This window comes from Enterococcus sp. DIV1315a (genome assembly GCF_051712325.1).
In the GTDB taxonomy this organism is placed as follows: Bacteria; Bacillota; Bacilli; order Lactobacillales; family Enterococcaceae; genus Enterococcus; species Enterococcus faecalis.
The window spans coordinates 2601941-2619377 of sequence record NZ_JBIOOS010000001.1; the positions used below are offsets into that span (position 1 = coordinate 2601941).

Annotated in this window: 15 protein-coding genes; 4 read left to right on the forward strand and 11 right to left on the reverse strand. The window is 39.3% G+C overall.

Annotated features, from left to right (window positions below; genetic code table 11):
• Positions 1-51: 51 nt before the first annotated feature.
• From IGJ03_RS12290 to IGJ03_RS12300, 3 genes are read left to right on the forward strand one after another with little or no spacing between them, the layout of a single operon-like run.
• On the forward strand, positions 52-474 hold the full coding sequence (locus IGJ03_RS12290; RefSeq protein ID WP_002354745.1) for a NusG domain II-containing protein: 423 nt from the start codon (positions 52-54) through the stop codon (positions 472-474).
• Positions 475-485: 11 nt separating this feature from the next.
• The gene (locus IGJ03_RS12295; RefSeq protein ID WP_010824304.1) at positions 486-1043 is read left to right on the forward strand and encodes a Gx transporter family protein; all 558 of its coding nucleotides are present in this window, start codon (positions 486-488) and stop codon (positions 1041-1043) included.
• Positions 1044-1080: 37 nt separating this feature from the next.
• Positions 1081-2067, forward strand: a complete 987-nt coding sequence (locus IGJ03_RS12300) for a polyprenyl synthetase family protein (protein ID WP_002383156.1) — start codon at positions 1081-1083, stop codon at positions 2065-2067.
• Positions 2068-2926: 859 nt separating this feature from the next.
• On the opposite strand, the gene IGJ03_RS12305 is transcribed toward IGJ03_RS12300, so the two are convergent.
• The 7 genes from IGJ03_RS12305 to gor form a co-directional block, all read right to left on the reverse strand.
• On the reverse strand, positions 2927-4975 hold the full coding sequence (locus IGJ03_RS12305; protein ID WP_375804902.1) for a hypothetical protein: 2049 nt from the start codon (positions 4973-4975) through the stop codon (positions 2927-2929).
• Between the two features lie 452 nt (positions 4976-5427).
• Positions 5428-6219 (reverse strand): dihydropteroate synthase, encoded by a 792-nt coding sequence (folP, locus tag IGJ03_RS12310; RefSeq protein WP_002387594.1) that lies wholly within the window; start codon positions 6217-6219, stop codon positions 5428-5430.
• Positions 6212-6805 carry a non-canonical purine NTP pyrophosphatase gene (locus tag IGJ03_RS12315; RefSeq protein ID WP_002354736.1) on the reverse strand — a complete coding sequence of 198 codons (594 nt, stop codon included), beginning with the start codon at positions 6803-6805 and terminating at the stop codon, positions 6212-6214. Before IGJ03_RS12315 ends, folP begins: the two co-directional genes overlap by 8 nt.
• A 3-nt stretch (positions 6806-6808) precedes the next feature.
• Positions 6809-7378 carry a GTP cyclohydrolase I FolE gene (gene folE / locus IGJ03_RS12320; RefSeq protein WP_002383148.1) on the reverse strand — a complete coding sequence of 190 codons (570 nt, stop codon included), beginning with the start codon at positions 7376-7378 and terminating at the stop codon, positions 6809-6811.
• On the reverse strand, positions 7372-7857 hold the full coding sequence (folK, locus tag IGJ03_RS12325) for a 2-amino-4-hydroxy-6-hydroxymethyldihydropteridine diphosphokinase (RefSeq protein WP_438711159.1): 486 nt from the start codon (positions 7855-7857) through the stop codon (positions 7372-7374). The genes folE and folK overlap by 7 nt, the downstream gene beginning before the upstream one ends.
• Positions 7858-8220 carry a dihydroneopterin aldolase gene (folB, locus tag IGJ03_RS12330; protein ID WP_002354733.1) on the reverse strand — a complete coding sequence of 121 codons (363 nt, stop codon included), beginning with the start codon at positions 8218-8220 and terminating at the stop codon, positions 7858-7860.
• A 197-nt stretch (positions 8221-8417) separates the two neighbouring features.
• The gene (gene gor / locus IGJ03_RS12335; protein WP_002354732.1) at positions 8418-9767 is read right to left on the reverse strand and encodes a glutathione-disulfide reductase; all 1350 of its coding nucleotides are present in this window, start codon (positions 9765-9767) and stop codon (positions 8418-8420) included.
• A gap of 424 nt (positions 9768-10191) precedes the next feature.
• Between gor and IGJ03_RS12340 the strand changes: the two genes are divergently transcribed.
• Positions 10192-11709: an RNA-binding domain-containing protein gene (locus tag IGJ03_RS12340; protein WP_375804901.1), complete on the forward strand. Its 1518-nt coding sequence runs from the start codon at positions 10192-10194 to the stop codon at positions 11707-11709.
• Between the two features lie 56 nt (positions 11710-11765).
• Here the strand turns inward: IGJ03_RS12340 and IGJ03_RS12345 are convergent, their stop codons facing one another.
• The 4 genes from IGJ03_RS12345 to IGJ03_RS12360 all read right to left on the reverse strand — a co-directional run bounded on the left by IGJ03_RS12345 (position 11766) and on the right by IGJ03_RS12360 (position 17430).
• Positions 11766-13319: a hydantoinase/oxoprolinase N-terminal domain-containing protein gene (locus IGJ03_RS12345; RefSeq protein WP_010823318.1), complete on the reverse strand. Its 1554-nt coding sequence runs from the start codon at positions 13317-13319 to the stop codon at positions 11766-11768.
• Entirely contained in the window at positions 13320-14414 is a 1095-nt protein-coding gene (locus IGJ03_RS12350) for a DUF917 domain-containing protein (protein ID WP_109537563.1), read from the reverse strand.
• A gap of 19 nt (positions 14415-14433) precedes the next feature.
• Positions 14434-15708, reverse strand: coding sequence for a cytosine permease (locus IGJ03_RS12355; protein WP_375804900.1), 1275 nt, complete (start codon positions 15706-15708; stop codon positions 14434-14436).
• Between the two features lie 159 nt (positions 15709-15867).
• The gene (locus tag IGJ03_RS12360; RefSeq protein WP_375804899.1) at positions 15868-17430 is read right to left on the reverse strand and encodes a PucR family transcriptional regulator; all 1563 of its coding nucleotides are present in this window, start codon (positions 17428-17430) and stop codon (positions 15868-15870) included.
• Positions 17431-17437 lie beyond the last annotated feature (7 nt).

A 17437-nucleotide genomic window follows, 5' to 3' on the forward strand; every position in this document is an offset into this window, starting at 1 on the left:
TTCACTGTGTTATGATAGACAAGAAAAAAACACCAAAGGAGAGAGAAGAAAATGACGATCAAAGAATTCATTAAGAAAAGTCGCTTGAAAACATGGGACGTTATTATTATTGCTATTTTAGTTCTTGGTTCTTTTCTGCCCCTTGTTGTTTTTGCCATGCAAAACCGTGGTCAAGAAGCGGCTACGTATCAAGCAGTCTTGAAAGTAGACAACAAAGTAATCAAAGTCTTTGACTTAAAAAAAGACGGCCCGCATTATACATATAAATACGAAGCAAAAGACGGTGATTACAACCTGATTGAAGTAGATGGTGATCGTATCCGCGTGAAGGAAGCCAACTGTGCTGACTTAGTGGATGTTCGGCGAGGCTGGATTTCCAAACCTGGTGAAACCCCGATTGCCTGTCTACCCCACAATTTGTTTATCACCGTGGAAGCTTCTGATGGGAGTGAAGACGGTAGCTTAATTTATTAAGCACGACAACTATGAGCAAATTACACAAGAATATTTATATTGCTATGCTCGTTGCCCAAGGGGTCATTATTGGCTTAATCGAAAATATGATTCCTTACCCTTTCGCATTTGCTCCTGGGGCAAAGCTCGGTCTAGCAAATTTAATTACCATTATTGCGATTTTCACCATGCGTAAGCGTGATAGTTTTTTCCTAGTCTGTTTACGTTTGATTTTAACGACATTACTGGGCGGTACACTTTCGACCTTTTTCTATAGTGCCAGTGGTGCCTTATTAAGTTATTTCGGCATGTTGCTTGTCAAGCAGCTGGGGCCAAAACGGGTCAGCATTATTGGGATTAGTGCCGTTGGTGGTTTCTTACACAACGTTGGTCAGTTGCTAACGACCTCTTTCTTTGCTCATTCGTGGGCGCCGATGCTGTACTTGCCATTTTTATCTCTGTTTGGGTTACTCTCGGGGGTTGCCATTGGGATTGCCGCTAATTATTTACTACAACATGTCCAGACGTTACGAAAATTCCAACTGAATTATGAACAAACAACGAAACATAAGTGGAGTCAATTTTTCTAATTGAAAACCTGTCCGCCACAATTAAAGGAGTCATCTTATGAATATACATCCTATGTGGAATACCTATCCTACGTTATCAAAAGAATTAACAACTACTCTTCGCTTGATGGAACAAGCGGTTCAAATCGATAATCAAGAGATTCAAGCTGCTGTCCATGACATGATTCATTCTGGCGGCAAATTGCTACGTCCAGCCTACCAACTGTTGTTCTCTTATTTTGGTGAACAGCGGGACCCTAAAAAGGCGACAGCGTTAGCGGCTTCCATTGAATTACTGCATACCGCCACGTTAGTTCACGACGATATTGTCGACGAAGCCGATACGCGTCGTGGCTTGCCAACCCTGCGTTCGCGCTTTGGCAATAGCACAGCCGTGTATACAGGCGATTATCTTTTTGTTTGCTGTTTCAAGCTCTTATCTGATTATTCTTCTTCATTAAAAAGCATTCAATTAAATTCGCGCAGTATGGAAAAAGTCCTGACTGGTGAGCTTGGTCAAATGGACAATCGCTATAATTTCGAGGTAACGATTGACCAATATTTAAAAAATATTTCCGGGAAAACTGCGGAACTGTTTGCGCTAAGTTGTTTTGTCGGTGCCTATGAAAGTGGCACCTCCCAACGTTTTGCCAAACGTTGTGGTGAAATCGGCGAAAATATCGGACTGGCTTTTCAAATTATTGATGATATTTTGGACTATACACAAACTGCCGATGCTATCGGCAAACCCGTCTTAGAAGACGTACGTCAAGGCGTGTATTCTTTGCCCTTGATTTATGCACTTGAAGCCAATCGTGAAGTCTTGTTGCCACTTTTAATGAAAAAAGAAGCCTTGACCGATGAAGAAACACAGGAAATTTATCGTCTTGTCCATGAACTAGGTGGCGTAGAAAAGGCCCAACAATTAGCCACTCATTACACAGAAAAAGCGCTGAAAGAAATCAGCAAACTTCCTGAAACAAAGGTCCAAGCGAAAGAACAATTGTATGAAATTACACAAACGATTTTGACAAGAGAAAATTAAAAAAGCCGCTGGATCCTATTGAGGATTTAGCGGCTAGCTTTTTAGGTGATATCTTGGTATAATAAACACGAAGAGAGCGTACTAGACATACGCTCTCGGGTAGACCGTTTAAGACGGTAGCTTGATTTTAATACGGAAATAAACCCGTCAATCTTCGCTAAAGGTTATGACGGGTTTATTTTTTGTCGTTTTTATTACTGATTTTGACAATTAATGTTGCGAAAGCAATCGCAAGCATCAATGCTTCAAAGACAGTCACTACTATTCCTTTCTAGGGAAAGAGCAAACAAGCAAAAACATTGGCAGTCCCCCTTTTTTTGAGAAATTGCCACCGTCATAAACTTCCTACTTGTGTAGTATAACACATTTATACCTTCCTAGAATACGCTTTCTTTTTTATTTACTATTCGACTTTTCCGTTTCAACTTGCTATAATAAACACAAAGAGAGCGTACTAGACATACGCTCTCGGGTAGACCGTTTAAGACGGTAGCTTTAATTTATTGGTTAATAAACCCGTCAATCTTCGCTAAAAGTTATGACGGGTTTATTTTTTGTCGTTTTTATTACTGATTTTGACAATTAATGTTGCGAAAGCAATCGCAAGCATCAATGCTTCAAAGACAGTCACTGCTATTCCTTTCTAGGGAAAGAGCAAACAAGCAAAAACATTGGCAGTCCCCCTTTTTTTGAGAAATTGCCACCGTCATAAACTTCCTACTTGTGTAGTATAACACATTTGTACTTTGTTAGAAGGCGCTCTCTTTAAAAAAGTAGGAGCCCCAGAGAGATCTATAAAAAAGTGTCCAATTATCTATTAATAGATCTTTGGACACTTTTTTCTTATTAAACAAAGGTTTTATTCTGGCGCATCTTCCAGAGACCATCGCAATACTCCACTATACCTTCCGACTGGATCAGAAGGAAAAATCGTCAACTGAAGTTGTTTGGTCAAATTAGCGGTAGCGTTGCCGCTTCCTTGCAAAATAGGTTGGCTATCTGCATTAATTAGAACACGCTGATTCTTCTCACCATAACTTATTCTTTTGTCGAGTAACTCACCGCTTTCGTTCTTTAACGGTTGTTCTTCTTTTACTTTAATTGTCCACCGACTTTTATCAAGTTTGCTTGTATCTTCAATGCGGATTTCTTTATTTGTAATAGAAGAAATCATTGTCTCTGTTGCGGGAATTTCATTCACACCAAAATTAATTGTATCAGGTAAAATGAGCTTGGGCCCAGCTTCTTTTTGAAGAGTCCGACTGTCTTTTTCTGACTCTTGATTGTTCTTATCTTTTATATAAAAGAAAACCTCTCGATTCAACCAATGTTCAGGAAAAGTATACGTAACTTTATCAACAACCGATTCTGGCGCATCTACATATTTTTTTAATTCTTTTTCTTCCGTGCCACACTTCGCTATTAAAGTTATATTGGTTGATGGATCATGAGAAAATGAAAAAGTAACTTCTCGCTGATTTGTAAAACGTGAGACCAATAGCGGATTTTCTTCATCCATCAATTTGAATTGTAATAACTTCTTTTCACGATAACGATGAATAATTGTTTGCTCCTCTGGAAGAAACATTCCTTGATCTTGTTGGGTCTTAATTGGTTCATAGCCAGCTATTTGGGGATACTGATTAGACAAGTCAAAAGGCGTGGTTAAAATCCCTTCTTTTGTGACTGGTTCATGAATAGCATTATCTTGTTCATTTAAAAACACAGCCGTTGCTTTCCCCACATAATTCACACTGGATGTAGCAGTCGTTTCCTCTAAATTTTCTCCATCTAAAAGAGTTCTTGCACTAAACGGCAAGTCTAATTTTCCACTTGAAATGAGCGCCGTATCGACTGGATTTTGAGTCCCTTGCCATTTCAAGTAAACTTTATATTGTAATACGGTATCGTAGAGACGACTATCTGACAGATTTTCTGTCATAATTTGGACATTTTCACCATCTGTTTGGCTAGTAAATAAATCCGTTAAATCTTCTCCTTTAAAGTCTGTAACTAAGACTTTGTCAAATTGATATTGCTTTGTTTGATTTACTTGGTTCAGGTTAACGTTTACAACCATTTGACTAGGTTTTGTCCACTGATCAATATTGGGAATGGTCTGTTGCACATTTAAACAAACAGCCGTCTCTGCATTTTCAAAATAAGTATCCATTGCGTAGGCTGGTGGAAATTCTGGTTTTGCCAAAAAATCCGTAAAGTAAACAATGGATGACGGCGTTGTGTCATTGTTGTGGACTACAAACGTAACAGTAGAAATACTTTTGGTCGTCATTTCAAAACGCTGGCGAGGGTCCCGCCAAGGTACCCCTGCAGTAACGTTTTTTAGATATAACCAATAATCATCGTCTCCGCCATCCCACGTATCGTAAAGAATATGTGTAGGATTTTCCGCATATAAGGCATCAATTATCGTTCCAGGGTTTTTATAGCCAACATATTTGTTTGAATTTAACCCATAGTAATTAAACGCTGTTTTTATCGTTAAGGGCTGACCATAATTATCAACAAAATCATAGGTAACCAGCATTTCGCCTTTAATCGTAATTCCTAAAAAATAGCTTTCAGTAAAACTAATTGATCCTCCATCCAAATTACTTTTATTCCGTTGTAATGTAACTAATAAATTAACTGCTTTTCCTTCATAGAACCCCACATTTTTTACTAATGCTTTACTTTTATTTGTCGTTCGACTAACTGCCATGTAGTTTGAATACACTTCGCCTTCAATTGGTTCGACGGATGTATTTTCGCCGTAATGCATAATAAATGTGTTTGCCGCTGGTGTAATCGATTGATTTGCCCAATGGAAATAGCCCAGTTCTGTTAATGGTCTAGGAGCAGCCTCTACTTTTTCAACTCCTAAAAAGATCCCTCCAACTATCCACAATAAAATCAATAAATAGTTATGTTTTTTCAATTGAGATTACAACCTCCTTACTTTTACTTGTAAAAAATAAAATAAATATTAAATAACAATTGATATTATTTGAAGATCCAAAGACAATTGTAATAGAATTTCTATGCTGTATCTACTCTAAAATATTTCTTAAAAATACCTAAAAAACGAAAGCTTATTTAACAATCGACTTTCCCGTTTCAACTTAGCATAATAAACACGATAAACATGAAGAGGTCAGGACAGAACCAATTAGTTCCGAAGGCGTTGGTTCTGTTTCTGCCGTTTATTAGGTTGCAAACGTTTAAGACGTCATCTTTAATTATAATCAACCTTCGGTAAAAGTTATGACAGGTTTATTTTTTATTACTGATTTTAGCAATAGACTAAACAGACCGACCATCTTTTTTGATGGTCGGTCTGTTTAGTCTATTGCTCCGCCTTTACTCCTTCTCCGACAATGCTCGCCAGACATCAAATGTTTGTTTTAAGCCTTGGACATTATGAACACGTAAAATTTCTACGCCTTGTTGTGCTGCATACAAGGAAGCAGCGGCTGAGCCAAAATCACGGTTGGCTGGTTCTGGTTCGTTCGTTAAAGCGCCAATAGTTCGTTTGCGAGAAACGCCGTACAGTAACGGATAATCTTGGTAGCGAAAGGCGTTAGGATCTTTTAACAGTTGAAGGTTTTCTGCGACAGTTTTATGAAAGCCAATCCCTGGATCGAAACAAATTTTTTCTAAGGAAAGCCCATATTTTTGGCATTGTTCAATTTTTTCTGTATAAAATTGGTGCAACTCTTCTTTTAAAGAAAGCGATTGGCGTTTTCTAGAATGCATAATCACAACTTGGACTTCAGGATATTGTGCGAGGACTTCTGCCATCCCCGGAGTGTCTAATCCTTTGATGTCATTAATCATTGTGGCGCCAGCTTGGATCGCGGCTTCTGCTACTTCGGGATAGTAGGTATCCACAGAAATCGGCGCTAGAGAAGTCTCACGTATTTTTTTAATTAACGGTAATACTCGGTCTGCCTCAACTTGTGGAGAAACTTCTTCGTAGCCAGGACGTGTGGATTGGCCGCCAATGTCTAAAATATCGGCCCCCGCTTCTAGTAGATGAAGCGCATGTTGATAGGCCACGTCGACCGTTGTGTAGCTACCGCCATCAGAAAAAGAGTCGGGGGTCGTGTTGACAATCCCCATAATTTGGTAATTCTTTTTTAAATCAATCATTGTCACATTGCTCCTTTATCTGCTGAATCATCTTTCGTAAAGCCCGCATTCTAGGACTTATCTTCATTCGTTCACTCGTGGACAACTCCGCTAAGGTTTTGCCTCGGTCTGGTAAATAAATAATCGGATCAAAGCCATAACCGCCTGTACCGCGCGGTTCAACTAATTCACCAGTCAAAGTGGCTTCCGTTTGCAACAGTTTGTCGTCGTCGAGTACATAGACCAACGTGGCTGATAAGGTTAACTCTCGGGTCGACTGTTGCCCTTCAAATAAGTGCAACAGTTCGCGGTTCTGTTCTTCCGGATTGGCTGAATGGAAAAAGCGGCTTGTATGAATACCTAATAAATCAGGAAAAGCAGTTAACGTTAAGCCGCCATCATCACCTAACACTGGGCGGCCAATTAATTGTTGGAAAAAGCGAGCTTTTAGATAAGCATTTTCAGCATACGTAGTGCCAGTTTCTGCAGGTTGTTCTTGACTGGTTGTATACTTTCGATAAGAGACAAGTTGAATAGCGGGGTCCTTAAGTCCTGATTGCATTTCTTTTAACTTACCTTGGTTATTCGTGCCAACAATGATTTCCATTTTCTAACGTATCTCCATTAAAAATTGATTTTTCCACTCTTGTTCTTTAAATAGTCCGGTAAATTGAAATGTTTTGGTGCTACTTTGTGGTGTTTTCACGCCGCGCATCGTCATACACATATGTTCCGCTTCAATGGCTACTGCAATGCCTTTGACGGGAATATTTTCTTGGAGTTTGCGGGCAATTGTCACTGTTAAATCTTCTTGAACTGTGGGACGTTTGGCACAATGTTCTACTAATCTTGGTAACTTGCTTAGTCCCAATACTTTGCCACCTTCTGGCAGATAAGCGACATGTACTTTTCCATAAAATGGCAATAAATGGTGTTCACACATTGAATAAAAGGCAATATCTTTTACTAGAACCATTTCGCCTTCATTTAAGCTATCAAATAATTTATAATCATCAAATTCAGGTTCGGTTAATCCACTAAAAACTTCTGCATACATTTTAGCTACGCGTTTGGGTGTATCAATGAGTCCTGCCCGTTGAGTATCTTCCCCCACTGCTTCTAAGATTGTGGTAACTGCCTGCTCAATTTGCGCTTGTTTTTCCTGCTCCATCTCTACCATTCCTTTTCGCTTACTCGCACTTCTTCTTGATTGCCACTGCGCTGAATCCACGTAGCTATTGGCGTACCCAATAATTGTTCCTCTGCGTAAACATCACTTAAGGGAATCAAAACAAATGACCGTTTTGTTAATTCTTGATGAGGAACTTGTAAGTGGGGCAACGCGACTGACTGTTCCCCTAATAATAAAATATCAATATCAATAATCCGCGGACCCCAGTGAATTAATTTTTTACGTTTCATTACTTGCTCAATCCCTTGGGTAACAGCCAATAACTCTTCAACGATATAGCTAGTATCAATTTTCAATACGGCGTTCAAAAAATCATCTTGGTCTGTATAGCCGTAAGGATCCGTTTCATAAAGTTTTGAAGAAGCCACGACCTGAATCTGCGGGTCTTCGTTTAAATAATTGCGGGCTTTCACTAAATTTGCGTACGGATCGCCGACGTTACTACCTAATGCTACATAGCCAATCATCTATACTTCTCGCTCCATTTCAATTTCAATATTGTCAAAAAGGCCGGGCATCGGCACACTATATTTTCTAATTTTAATGATAATTTTGTTCAATTGTTCTTGATAATCTGCGGAAATATCATCTAAAATAGCACTCGCTAAACCTTCGATTAAATCGTACGAGTGATTGTTTACTCGTTGGGCAATCAATTCATTCACTTCGGCATAATTGACGGTTTGGGTGACATCATCTGTTCGCCCTGCCTCAGCTAACGACAACTGCATTTCAAGGTCGATTTCTACTTGCTGTCCTAGACGTTTTTCTTCTGCCAAAACACCATTTTTTGTGAAAAATTTCAAGTTGTTGATTCTAATTTTATCCATCCTCTAACTCCCTACCCTCTGTTTTGCTAATTTTTTTAATCATAGCATATTTCTTGGAAAAGTCAGTAGTTAAAAGATGGAAAAGTGGTTATTAGTATGATATAAAAAATTACTTTTTATGAATCCAATAGTATAACTTGTGTATTCAAAAAAGAGCGTTGCATCAGCAACGCTCTTTTTTGGGGTTTATTCGCCTTTTATCGCATTGTTACAAATTCTTCTGAGCCTGTTGGATGAATCGCAACAGTATTATCAAAATCTGCTTTGGTCGCGCCCATTTTAATAGCGACTGCAAAGCCTTGTAGCATTTCGTCAACACCGATGCCGATGCCATGCAAACCGACAATTTTTTCTTCTTTGCCGACACAGATTAATTTCATGTCGCATTTTTGACGATATTCTCCTAAAGCGAAGTACATTGGCGTAAAGCTAGAGCGATAGATTTTCACTTGGTCTTCACCATATTCTTCAAGCGCTGCTTTTTCCGTCAAGCCAATTGTCGCAACTGGTGGATGGGTAAAGACCACCGTTGGTACCAAGTTATAATCCAAATATAAATCGGTTTGTCCGTTAAATAAGCGTTCAGACAGGCGCCGACCAGCGGCAATCGCGACTGGCGTTAAGTCGATTTTCCCAATGACATCGCCGACTGCGTAGATGCCATTTTGCGTGGTATTTTGGAATTTATCTACTTTGACGTAGCCTTTTTCATCAAGGGCTACTTTCGTATTTTCTAAGCCTAATTGATCCGTGTTCGGCTGACGGCCTGTCCCGAAAATCACGGCATCTGTCGTGATTGATTCACCATTTTCAAATGTAATAACGTACTCATTCTGCGCCGTTTTTTCAATTTTAGCTGGTGTTGCATTCGGATGAATTTGCATGCCCATTTCTTGATAGCGTTCTACGACTTTTTCAGAAAGCATGTCATCAAAGCTTCGTAATGGTCGTTCATGACGGAAGGCCCAATGTGTTTCTGCGCCTAAGCCATGTAAGGTTCCTGCTAATTCGGCTGCGATGTAACCCGCACCGACAAAGACCACACGTTTTGGCATTTCTTCTAACGCAAAGAAGCCGTTTGAATCTAAGGCATATTCTTCTCCTGGAATACCTAGTTTTTTCGGACGACCACCTGTCGCGATTAAAATGTGCGGCGCCGTATATTCTGTCCCATTGACTTCAATTGTTTGCTCCCCAGTAAACGTAGCGTAACCATGGATACGTTCAATGTTGTTACTGTCTAAACCACGATTATACGCACCATGTAAGAAGTCGATATATTTTTCACGATTTTCAACTAATTGTTTAAAGCTAAAATTTTTGATTTCAACATCAAACCCGTAGCCTGCTGTGTCTCTTTCCATCATTTCCATCATGCTGCTGGCTTGCCACATGACTTTTTTAGGCACACAACCAACGTTGACACAGGTCCCACCAATTTCGTTGCCCTCAATTAAAAGGACGTTGGCTCCGTGCATTCCTGCGCGGTTAGCAGAAGCAATCCCGCCACTACCGCCACCAATAACAATATAATCATAGGTTTTCATTTATTCTGGCTCCCTTTCAATTTGAACTTTCTCCCTTATTATCGCAAAAAATAGCAAAAAAAGACAGTCGTATTACTTACTTTTGTTTAGTTTTCTGCTGCTTCTGTTTCATGGATTCGTTCCGTAAAAGCACTGGGGGAAAGGAATTCAACCGTAGCATTGTCGAAGGGAATTCCTAGTTATGATTGATTTACTTGGTTCATTTAACTACTTCTTGCTAAAATCTTCTAGAAAAAAAAGTTTTTTAATGATACAATTTAATTATTGAAACCTGAAATTATACCACATTTTATCTATATGTCAATTCTTTTGGTTTTCTTTTCAAAAATGACTTTTTCTTTTGAAAAAATCACTCAAAAGCTTGATACCACTCAGTTTTTTTACTTTTGATTTACTTTTGAATTTATTACTAAGGAGGGGACGTATGAATCAATTTATAGAATTAAAAGACGAAATCTTTTCACATCCAAAAGAAAGTTGGCAATTAGAGTACAAAAAATCACAGACTTCTCTTTCCAAAGATATCTGGAGTACATACAGCGCATTTGCAAATACTAAGGGTGGTATAATTATTTTAGGTGTAGAAGAAATACCCAACGGCTATAGAGTTGTTGGCGTTGATAAGCCAGAAATGATCCTTAGGGATTTTTGGAATCTTATTCACGACAAGAAAAAAGTGAGCGCTAATTTATTGAGTAATGAAGATGTTATTACATTAAAAGTTGCTGGAAAATCAATTATACAAATTAAAGTCCCAAAAGCTTCATTTGAAAGAAGACCTATTTATCTAAATGGAAATAAAACGAATACCTACATAAGAACAGATGATGGCGATCGAAAAGCAGATGATAATCAATTTAAATACCTAATTATCGATTCTCAGAACGATATAGATACTGAGCTACTAAATAATTATACCCTGGACGATTTAAACACAAAAACAATTCAAGAATATAGAGAATTACTTTATAAAAATACTCAGGAGCAAAAATACTTAGATTATTCAGATGAAGAGTTACTTATAAATTTGGGTGTCCTGAAAAAGGATAGAATGAACAGCGATAATGTATATAAATTAACAACTGGCGGACTATTATTTTTCGGAAAATATCATTCAATTACAGACAGGTTTAAAAAGTTTCAATTGGATTATTTTAAGAAAAAAAGTTCATTAGATAGCGATTGGTTAGATAGAGTTTCCACAGGTGATATGAACTATCCAGAGATGAATATTTTCTCTTTTTACACTATTGTCATTGAAAAATTCGCTCTCGCAATTCCTGATACTTTTAGACAATCACAAGATATGACTCGCGGTTCCTATAAATCAGATCTATTATTATCACTAAAAGAAGCTTTGGTAAATGTCTTAATGCATGCGTATTATGATTCAGATCATGTCATTAAGATTGCAGATTACGATGATTATATTGAGTTCTACAATCCAGGAGAAATGAAAGTGTCTAAAGAAGAATTTATTCATGGAAGTTATTCAGTCACTAGAAATCCGATTATTTCAACTTTGTTTAGGAGAGTAGGAATTGCTGAGAAGGCAGGGTCTGGAGGACCTAGAATAATAGATGCAGCGACTAAAAATAGTTTAAAAGCACCTGATATTGATACCTATTTCGATGCAACCACTATCAAAATCTGGAAAATTAATATGAAAGATAGCCTAAAAGGTTATACTGATATTGAACAATTAATTATTTTATACTTGATGGATCACGGACAAGCAAAAATTAAAGATATTCAAAAAAATAGTGGGTACTCTGACTATAAAATTAGAAAAACCGTTACCAGCTTAGTCCAACAAGGTACTTTGTTAAACAAAGGAAATGGGAAATCAACGATTTATATGCTTAACTCAACAGAAGAACTTGGTATAATTGCGAACAAGAGGATTTTAAAACGCATTGAAACTGAATTGACTCGAAAGTAAAGATGAGACTATAGCACAAAAAGGAAACCCTCATATGCCAGAGGATTTCCTTTCTTTTAATACATATTCCCAACCACTTTTACTCGTAAGCGGGTTGCATTTTCTGGATGATAGGCGAGTGGTGTTTCTTCCACCTCGACTAACTCGATTGTGCCAGGGACTGCACCCGCAAGTTCAGCTTGTTGGACGGCTTTTTCTTGGGCATCGGCCAACGCCGCATCCCGTTGAATTTTTGAATAGACATAAATTTGTTCGTATTGTCCGCTAATTTGAGCGATAGAGGCACCGATGGCATTCGCCACTGCCCCGTTTTCGTTGCGAATTAGCACTTTAACACCTGTCAATTCTTCGGGGATGATAATACTTCCACCACCAACTAAAACGACCGTCACGTCTGCAGAACTGGTTTTCATGCGATCAATCGCTTCACTGACCAATTCGCCAATTTTTTGGTACACTTTTTCCGCAAACGCTTGGTCTAAATGAGCCACTTTGCTAGGATCACCGACTTGGGCATGGCCTAAGCGAACCGCAATATCAGTGGTCGTTAATTGTGTGCCGCCAAAAACAAGGGCCTCTTGTGTAATACGGTAGCCGACACTATCGGGGCCAACTGTCACAGAACCATCTGGTTGTTCACGCACTAGACTGCCGCCGCCGACACCAATTGACACGATATCTGGCATTCTAAAATTGGTCCGTACCCCGCCAACATCAACGGCCAGTGAAGATTCTCTTGGAAAGCCATCCACTAACACGCCAATGTCGGACGTTGTGCCACCAACATCTAAAACAACCGCATCTTTCAAGCCAGCTAAGTATGAAGCGCCACGAATACTATTGGTTGGTCCACAAGCAATGGTTAAAATAGGAAACTGTTTGGCATACGTTAACGACATTAACGTACCATCATTTTGACATAAGTACACTTGGGCGTGATGAATTTTTTCTTGTTCTAAGGCTTGTTCAAAGCCTTCGCTGGTCACTTTAATTACTTTGTGCAACGCAGCATTCAAAATTGTCGCATTTTCCCGTTCAATTAAACCGACAGACCCAATCATTGAGGAGCAAGATACAGGAACATCTGCCCCTAACACTTCCTTCGCAAGCGCTTGAACAAACAATTCTTGGTCATTTTTTAAAGAAGAAAAAACGCCAATTACTGCGATTGCCTCTACTTCTCCTCGCCAAGACGCCAAAATCCCACGTAATTCTTCTTCGTCCAGTGCAGTCAATGGTTGTCCATCATATTCGTAACCGCCATGTGCTAAAGCATACGTTTCTGAAAGAGTGGCCACTAAATCCTCGGGCCAAGCTGTGTAAGGCAAGACCGAAGCGGTTGCTGGATAGCCCAAACGAAGGACCCCAACTTTTGCTAATTTTTTTCGCTCAACAATGGCATTCGTACATTGGGTCGTGCCCAACATTGCATGTGTGACTTTGGTTGGGTCCACTGCTGATTCTGCCAAGACTTTATTTAAGGCACCGGCAATCCCTGTTTGAATATCATCGGTTGTTGGAACTTTCACTGAATGAATCAAGTTTAATTGATGATCTAAAATAACAGCATCTGTATTTGTGCCACCGACATCGATACCAATTTTATACATTTATTTGTCCTCCTTCGCTACTAAGTTTTCTAGTGGTTGATAATCCATTTCGTAGCCAAAATACCGAGGACCCACTGTTTCGATACCTTTTTTCGTTCGCCAAGCGGCATTCGCTTTCAAACCCATTACTTGGACACGTTTGCCGTATTTCAAGCTTTCTGTTGTCACAGGCGTTAAAGTTTCTAAATCTACCATACAAATCAAATCAGGCGTCATCGCAATCACCTGACCATCTTTCTCGGCAATTAAATTTTCATTTTGAAAATGGACGACTGCTTCTGAACCAGCATCAATGTTTAAGCCACTCAATTTGACACGTCCCAAATTGAAGCCACCTTTTACTTCTCGTTCCACATCTAGAATTTTTCCTTGGAACAATTCAAAGCCATCCGTAACTTCTACTAATGCTTGGCGTTTTTCTTGTTCATCTGCATAGGTACCTCGAATCACTTTGCCAATTTCTTCTGATAATGTCACGATGTTGTGAATACCATAGTCTTGTAATTGTTTGCCTGTCGCGGGATAAATGCTCACTAAAGCACTGGCGCCCATTTCAACCGTTTGAACACGAGCAAGACGTTCTGTCCAAGTATTATCAATCGTTTCCATAATGCCAATATTTCCTTTTTCATCGGTAATTGCCATAGGGGTCGCTGACATCCCATTCAAATGGAACGTTACCATAGGCAATTCTGGAAAGGCCCGACCCATGCCATCACAATCCACCAAGGGAATGCCTAGCTTCGCTGCAACAACAATTGGAATCATTGAATTGACGCCCCCAGCTTCCATTGGAAAGGTTCCCGCAATCGTTTCTTGGTCTAAATATTTTCCTAACTTCTCAAAGACACGGACAAATTCGTCGCCTTTGGGAAATTTTTCAATTGCGACAGATGGGGCACCCATCATTGCGGCGGGTAGGAAAAAATCCTCCGCGGCAATTTCTTCTGGAGAAACCAGTTTGACAGGTCCGTTTTCTTCGATGGCGGACAAAGCCATCATTTTACCAATGTAGGGATCACCGCCACCTCCTGTCCCTAAAAAAGCTGCTCCTGTAGCTATATTCTCAATTGCTTCTGCATCTAAATAACGCATTCTCCGACACTCCTCTTCTTCATTCCATTTCTAATGATTCGGTGTTCGTCTGTTGACGTTTTGCACCGAAATAATAAATAACAAACGATAAAACAATGCCAATTAGCGGTTGGTTAGGCAATTGAGGGGCATTGGGAAAGAAACTCATAATCACCGGAATGCCCCCCACTGCAGCACCAATTAGCCATGAAAAAACACCTAATTTATTCACGCCAGGCGTTGGCTGCCATTTGGTTCGATCGCCTTTGTTAATCAACCAATAGGCAGCAATCATTACACCAGCCACTGGTGGAACCATCGCAGAAAGGACAGACATAATCGGTGTAAAGTAATTTAAAATCCCCACAACTGCTAATAAGGTTCCAATGGCGCCGGCCGCACCGACAGCGACTTTTTCTTTTTCTTTTGGAATATCAAAGACATTAATCAAGGCCAGTCCGCCAGAAAAAGCATTCACGGCATTCGTGGTCCAAGTTGCTAAAATTAGCGCAATAATTCCTAAAACTGGAAAACCGAGATTCATAAAAACTTCCGTGATATCTGCGGTGTTCGATGCAATGGTCAAGACCGCACCAACGCCAATCATCAACAAGCCTGTCGGTAAAATCCCTAATGTGGCCGCTTTAACCACATCTTTACGAGAAGAAACATACTGAGAGTAATCTCCGGCAATTACTGCGCCTAATGCAAAAGAACCGACAGTCATTGAAAGACCTGACATAAAGCTTCCTGCTGTTTGAGGTATATATTGACTAACAGCTTCCCAACCGTTGTTTCTTAACGAAGCCACCAAGCCATAAAGACAAACCAGAACTAACACAGGAACCGCAAAATAATTCAGAATTTTCAATATTTTTATGCCATAAAGAGCCGAAATAAGCATGATAATTCCCCAGATTAAGGAAGAAAGCGACACAGGTAAATCAATGCCGTAAATTTTTAAAAAGTTCGTGAAGGCGCCGCCGCTGACATTGGCTTGCAAACCAAACCAACCTAAGCAAGCAATCGCTAGAATAATGGAAATAATCTTTTGCGAACCTTGAATGCCAAACACTTGAGAAGCGACTTTGACAGAAGGTTCTTGTAAGTCGGAACTTTGAATTCCTTGTAAAATCATTAAAATAACAATAATACCGTAACCAATAAATCCTGTTAACAAAGCTTCCCATAAAGGCATGCCTGCAACTAACGTTCCTCCAATAATTAATCCTGGCACGCTAATCATTGCGCCCGCCCAAACAAATGCTAAGCTAAGCCACGATTGTTGTTGCTCATTTTTTAATTTCATTCTCATTCCTCCTTAATTATTTTTTCAATTATAACGAAAAATCAGTCATAGGTCTTTTTCAAATTGAAAAAAATTTCGAGGAAGTTTTGGCTTAAAATAAAAGCAGACGAGAGCCTGGAACAAAAATCCAAAGTGATTTTTGTCCCAGGCTCTCGTCTGCTTTTTTCATTCATTCGTGACCAAGCGATATAAGATCATCGCCAAATAGACTTCATAGGCTTCGGCGGCGTTAGTCATATCATAGCCGAGCGCTTCATTAATTTTACTGATACGATATTTGACCGTATTTTTATGAACAAATAGGCGTTCGCCGCATTCTTTAAAATCACTACTTGCATCTAGTAAAAACGTCCCTAATGTCATTAACTGCTCTGATTCTTTTAAGAGAGGTTGGATAACTGCTAAGCGTTGTTGGATTGCTTCTTCTCCTGCTTGGAGACACGTCATCATTTGTTGAACTGTACGAATTTCCGCGATTGATAACACTTTTCTTTGTGGATAGACGCGCTTTAAAAACGGCGCGACTTGATTAGCGGTTTGGTAGGTGACACGCACTTCAGTCGTGTTACGAACTTTCGGACAAAGGATGATTTCACCTAAATAGTCCTGATAGTCTGTGGCTTGCAAGTATTCTTTACTAATCGTGGCTTCAGGCTGCTTGTGTAAATAATTACCTAAGAGAACAATCAGGTAATTTTCTGTTTGCTGGACAATCGTTGTTTGGTAATAGTAACGTAGGAAATCTTTCAAATCTTGCTGAATAGCGTGGATTTCTTGTCCTTGTTGCCAAATAGGCAAAAGCCACATCGTTTCGACAGAAGAAATATCAATCATTAATTTTTTGGCTAATTGGTACATCTTATCACTTTCATCGTTAATGATTGCTTGGACTAAGGCATACTCACTGACTTCGTCATAGTTTTTCCCCCATAAATTCAGAGCCATCTGAACGACTTCCACCGCTTGATTCATCTCAAAAGAGGTTAACTGCTCTTCTTCTCGAATGAAGTAAAGCTTCAATGTTTGTCCATCTTTCTGAGGAAGTTTTTGCGAGGTAATGAAGTAGGTCGTTTCTCCCAGCGCTACTTTCTCTTGTGATTGATAAAGTAACTTAGTTAAGGGTAATTTCGTGCTTCGCGGCCAATTGATGGTGCTGATGATTTCATTGGTATAGGTGGTTAACGCAATGTTGACTTTTAAAAAATCGGATAGGATTTTCAAGGTCATTTCCACACTGCGGTTTTGTTCAGGCAAAAGGGAAACTTTTTCCAAGAGGTCCGTTGCAAAAGAAGCCATTTTATTTTTATTGACTAACAATTTCATGACTTCATAAATGACTTCGTTGTAGCGTAATGTGGGATCATTTTTAGGCATTTGGATTAAAATGAAACCTAAAGAATCCGCTAATTGAATCACTTCCTCTGCAACTTTCGGTACGATAATCCCAACGTAGTACAAGATTAGGCCTACTTCGCCTAATTCATGGAGATGCCGAATCGTTTCGCATTGCTTCACCACATCATGACGAATGGCACAAAATGAACCAATCAAAATTTCGCCAGCATGGTATTCATTTGTTTTGTGAAGTTTTTCCGAAAACAAAGACATATCAGAGACTTCTAAAAAAGAAAGAGAAGCAACAGATGTGTCCAATTGGTTTTTACCAGAAAGTACCGTTGCTTCTCGCAAAGACGGTAATTTTAATAAATCATTCACGCGGACACTCATAATTACT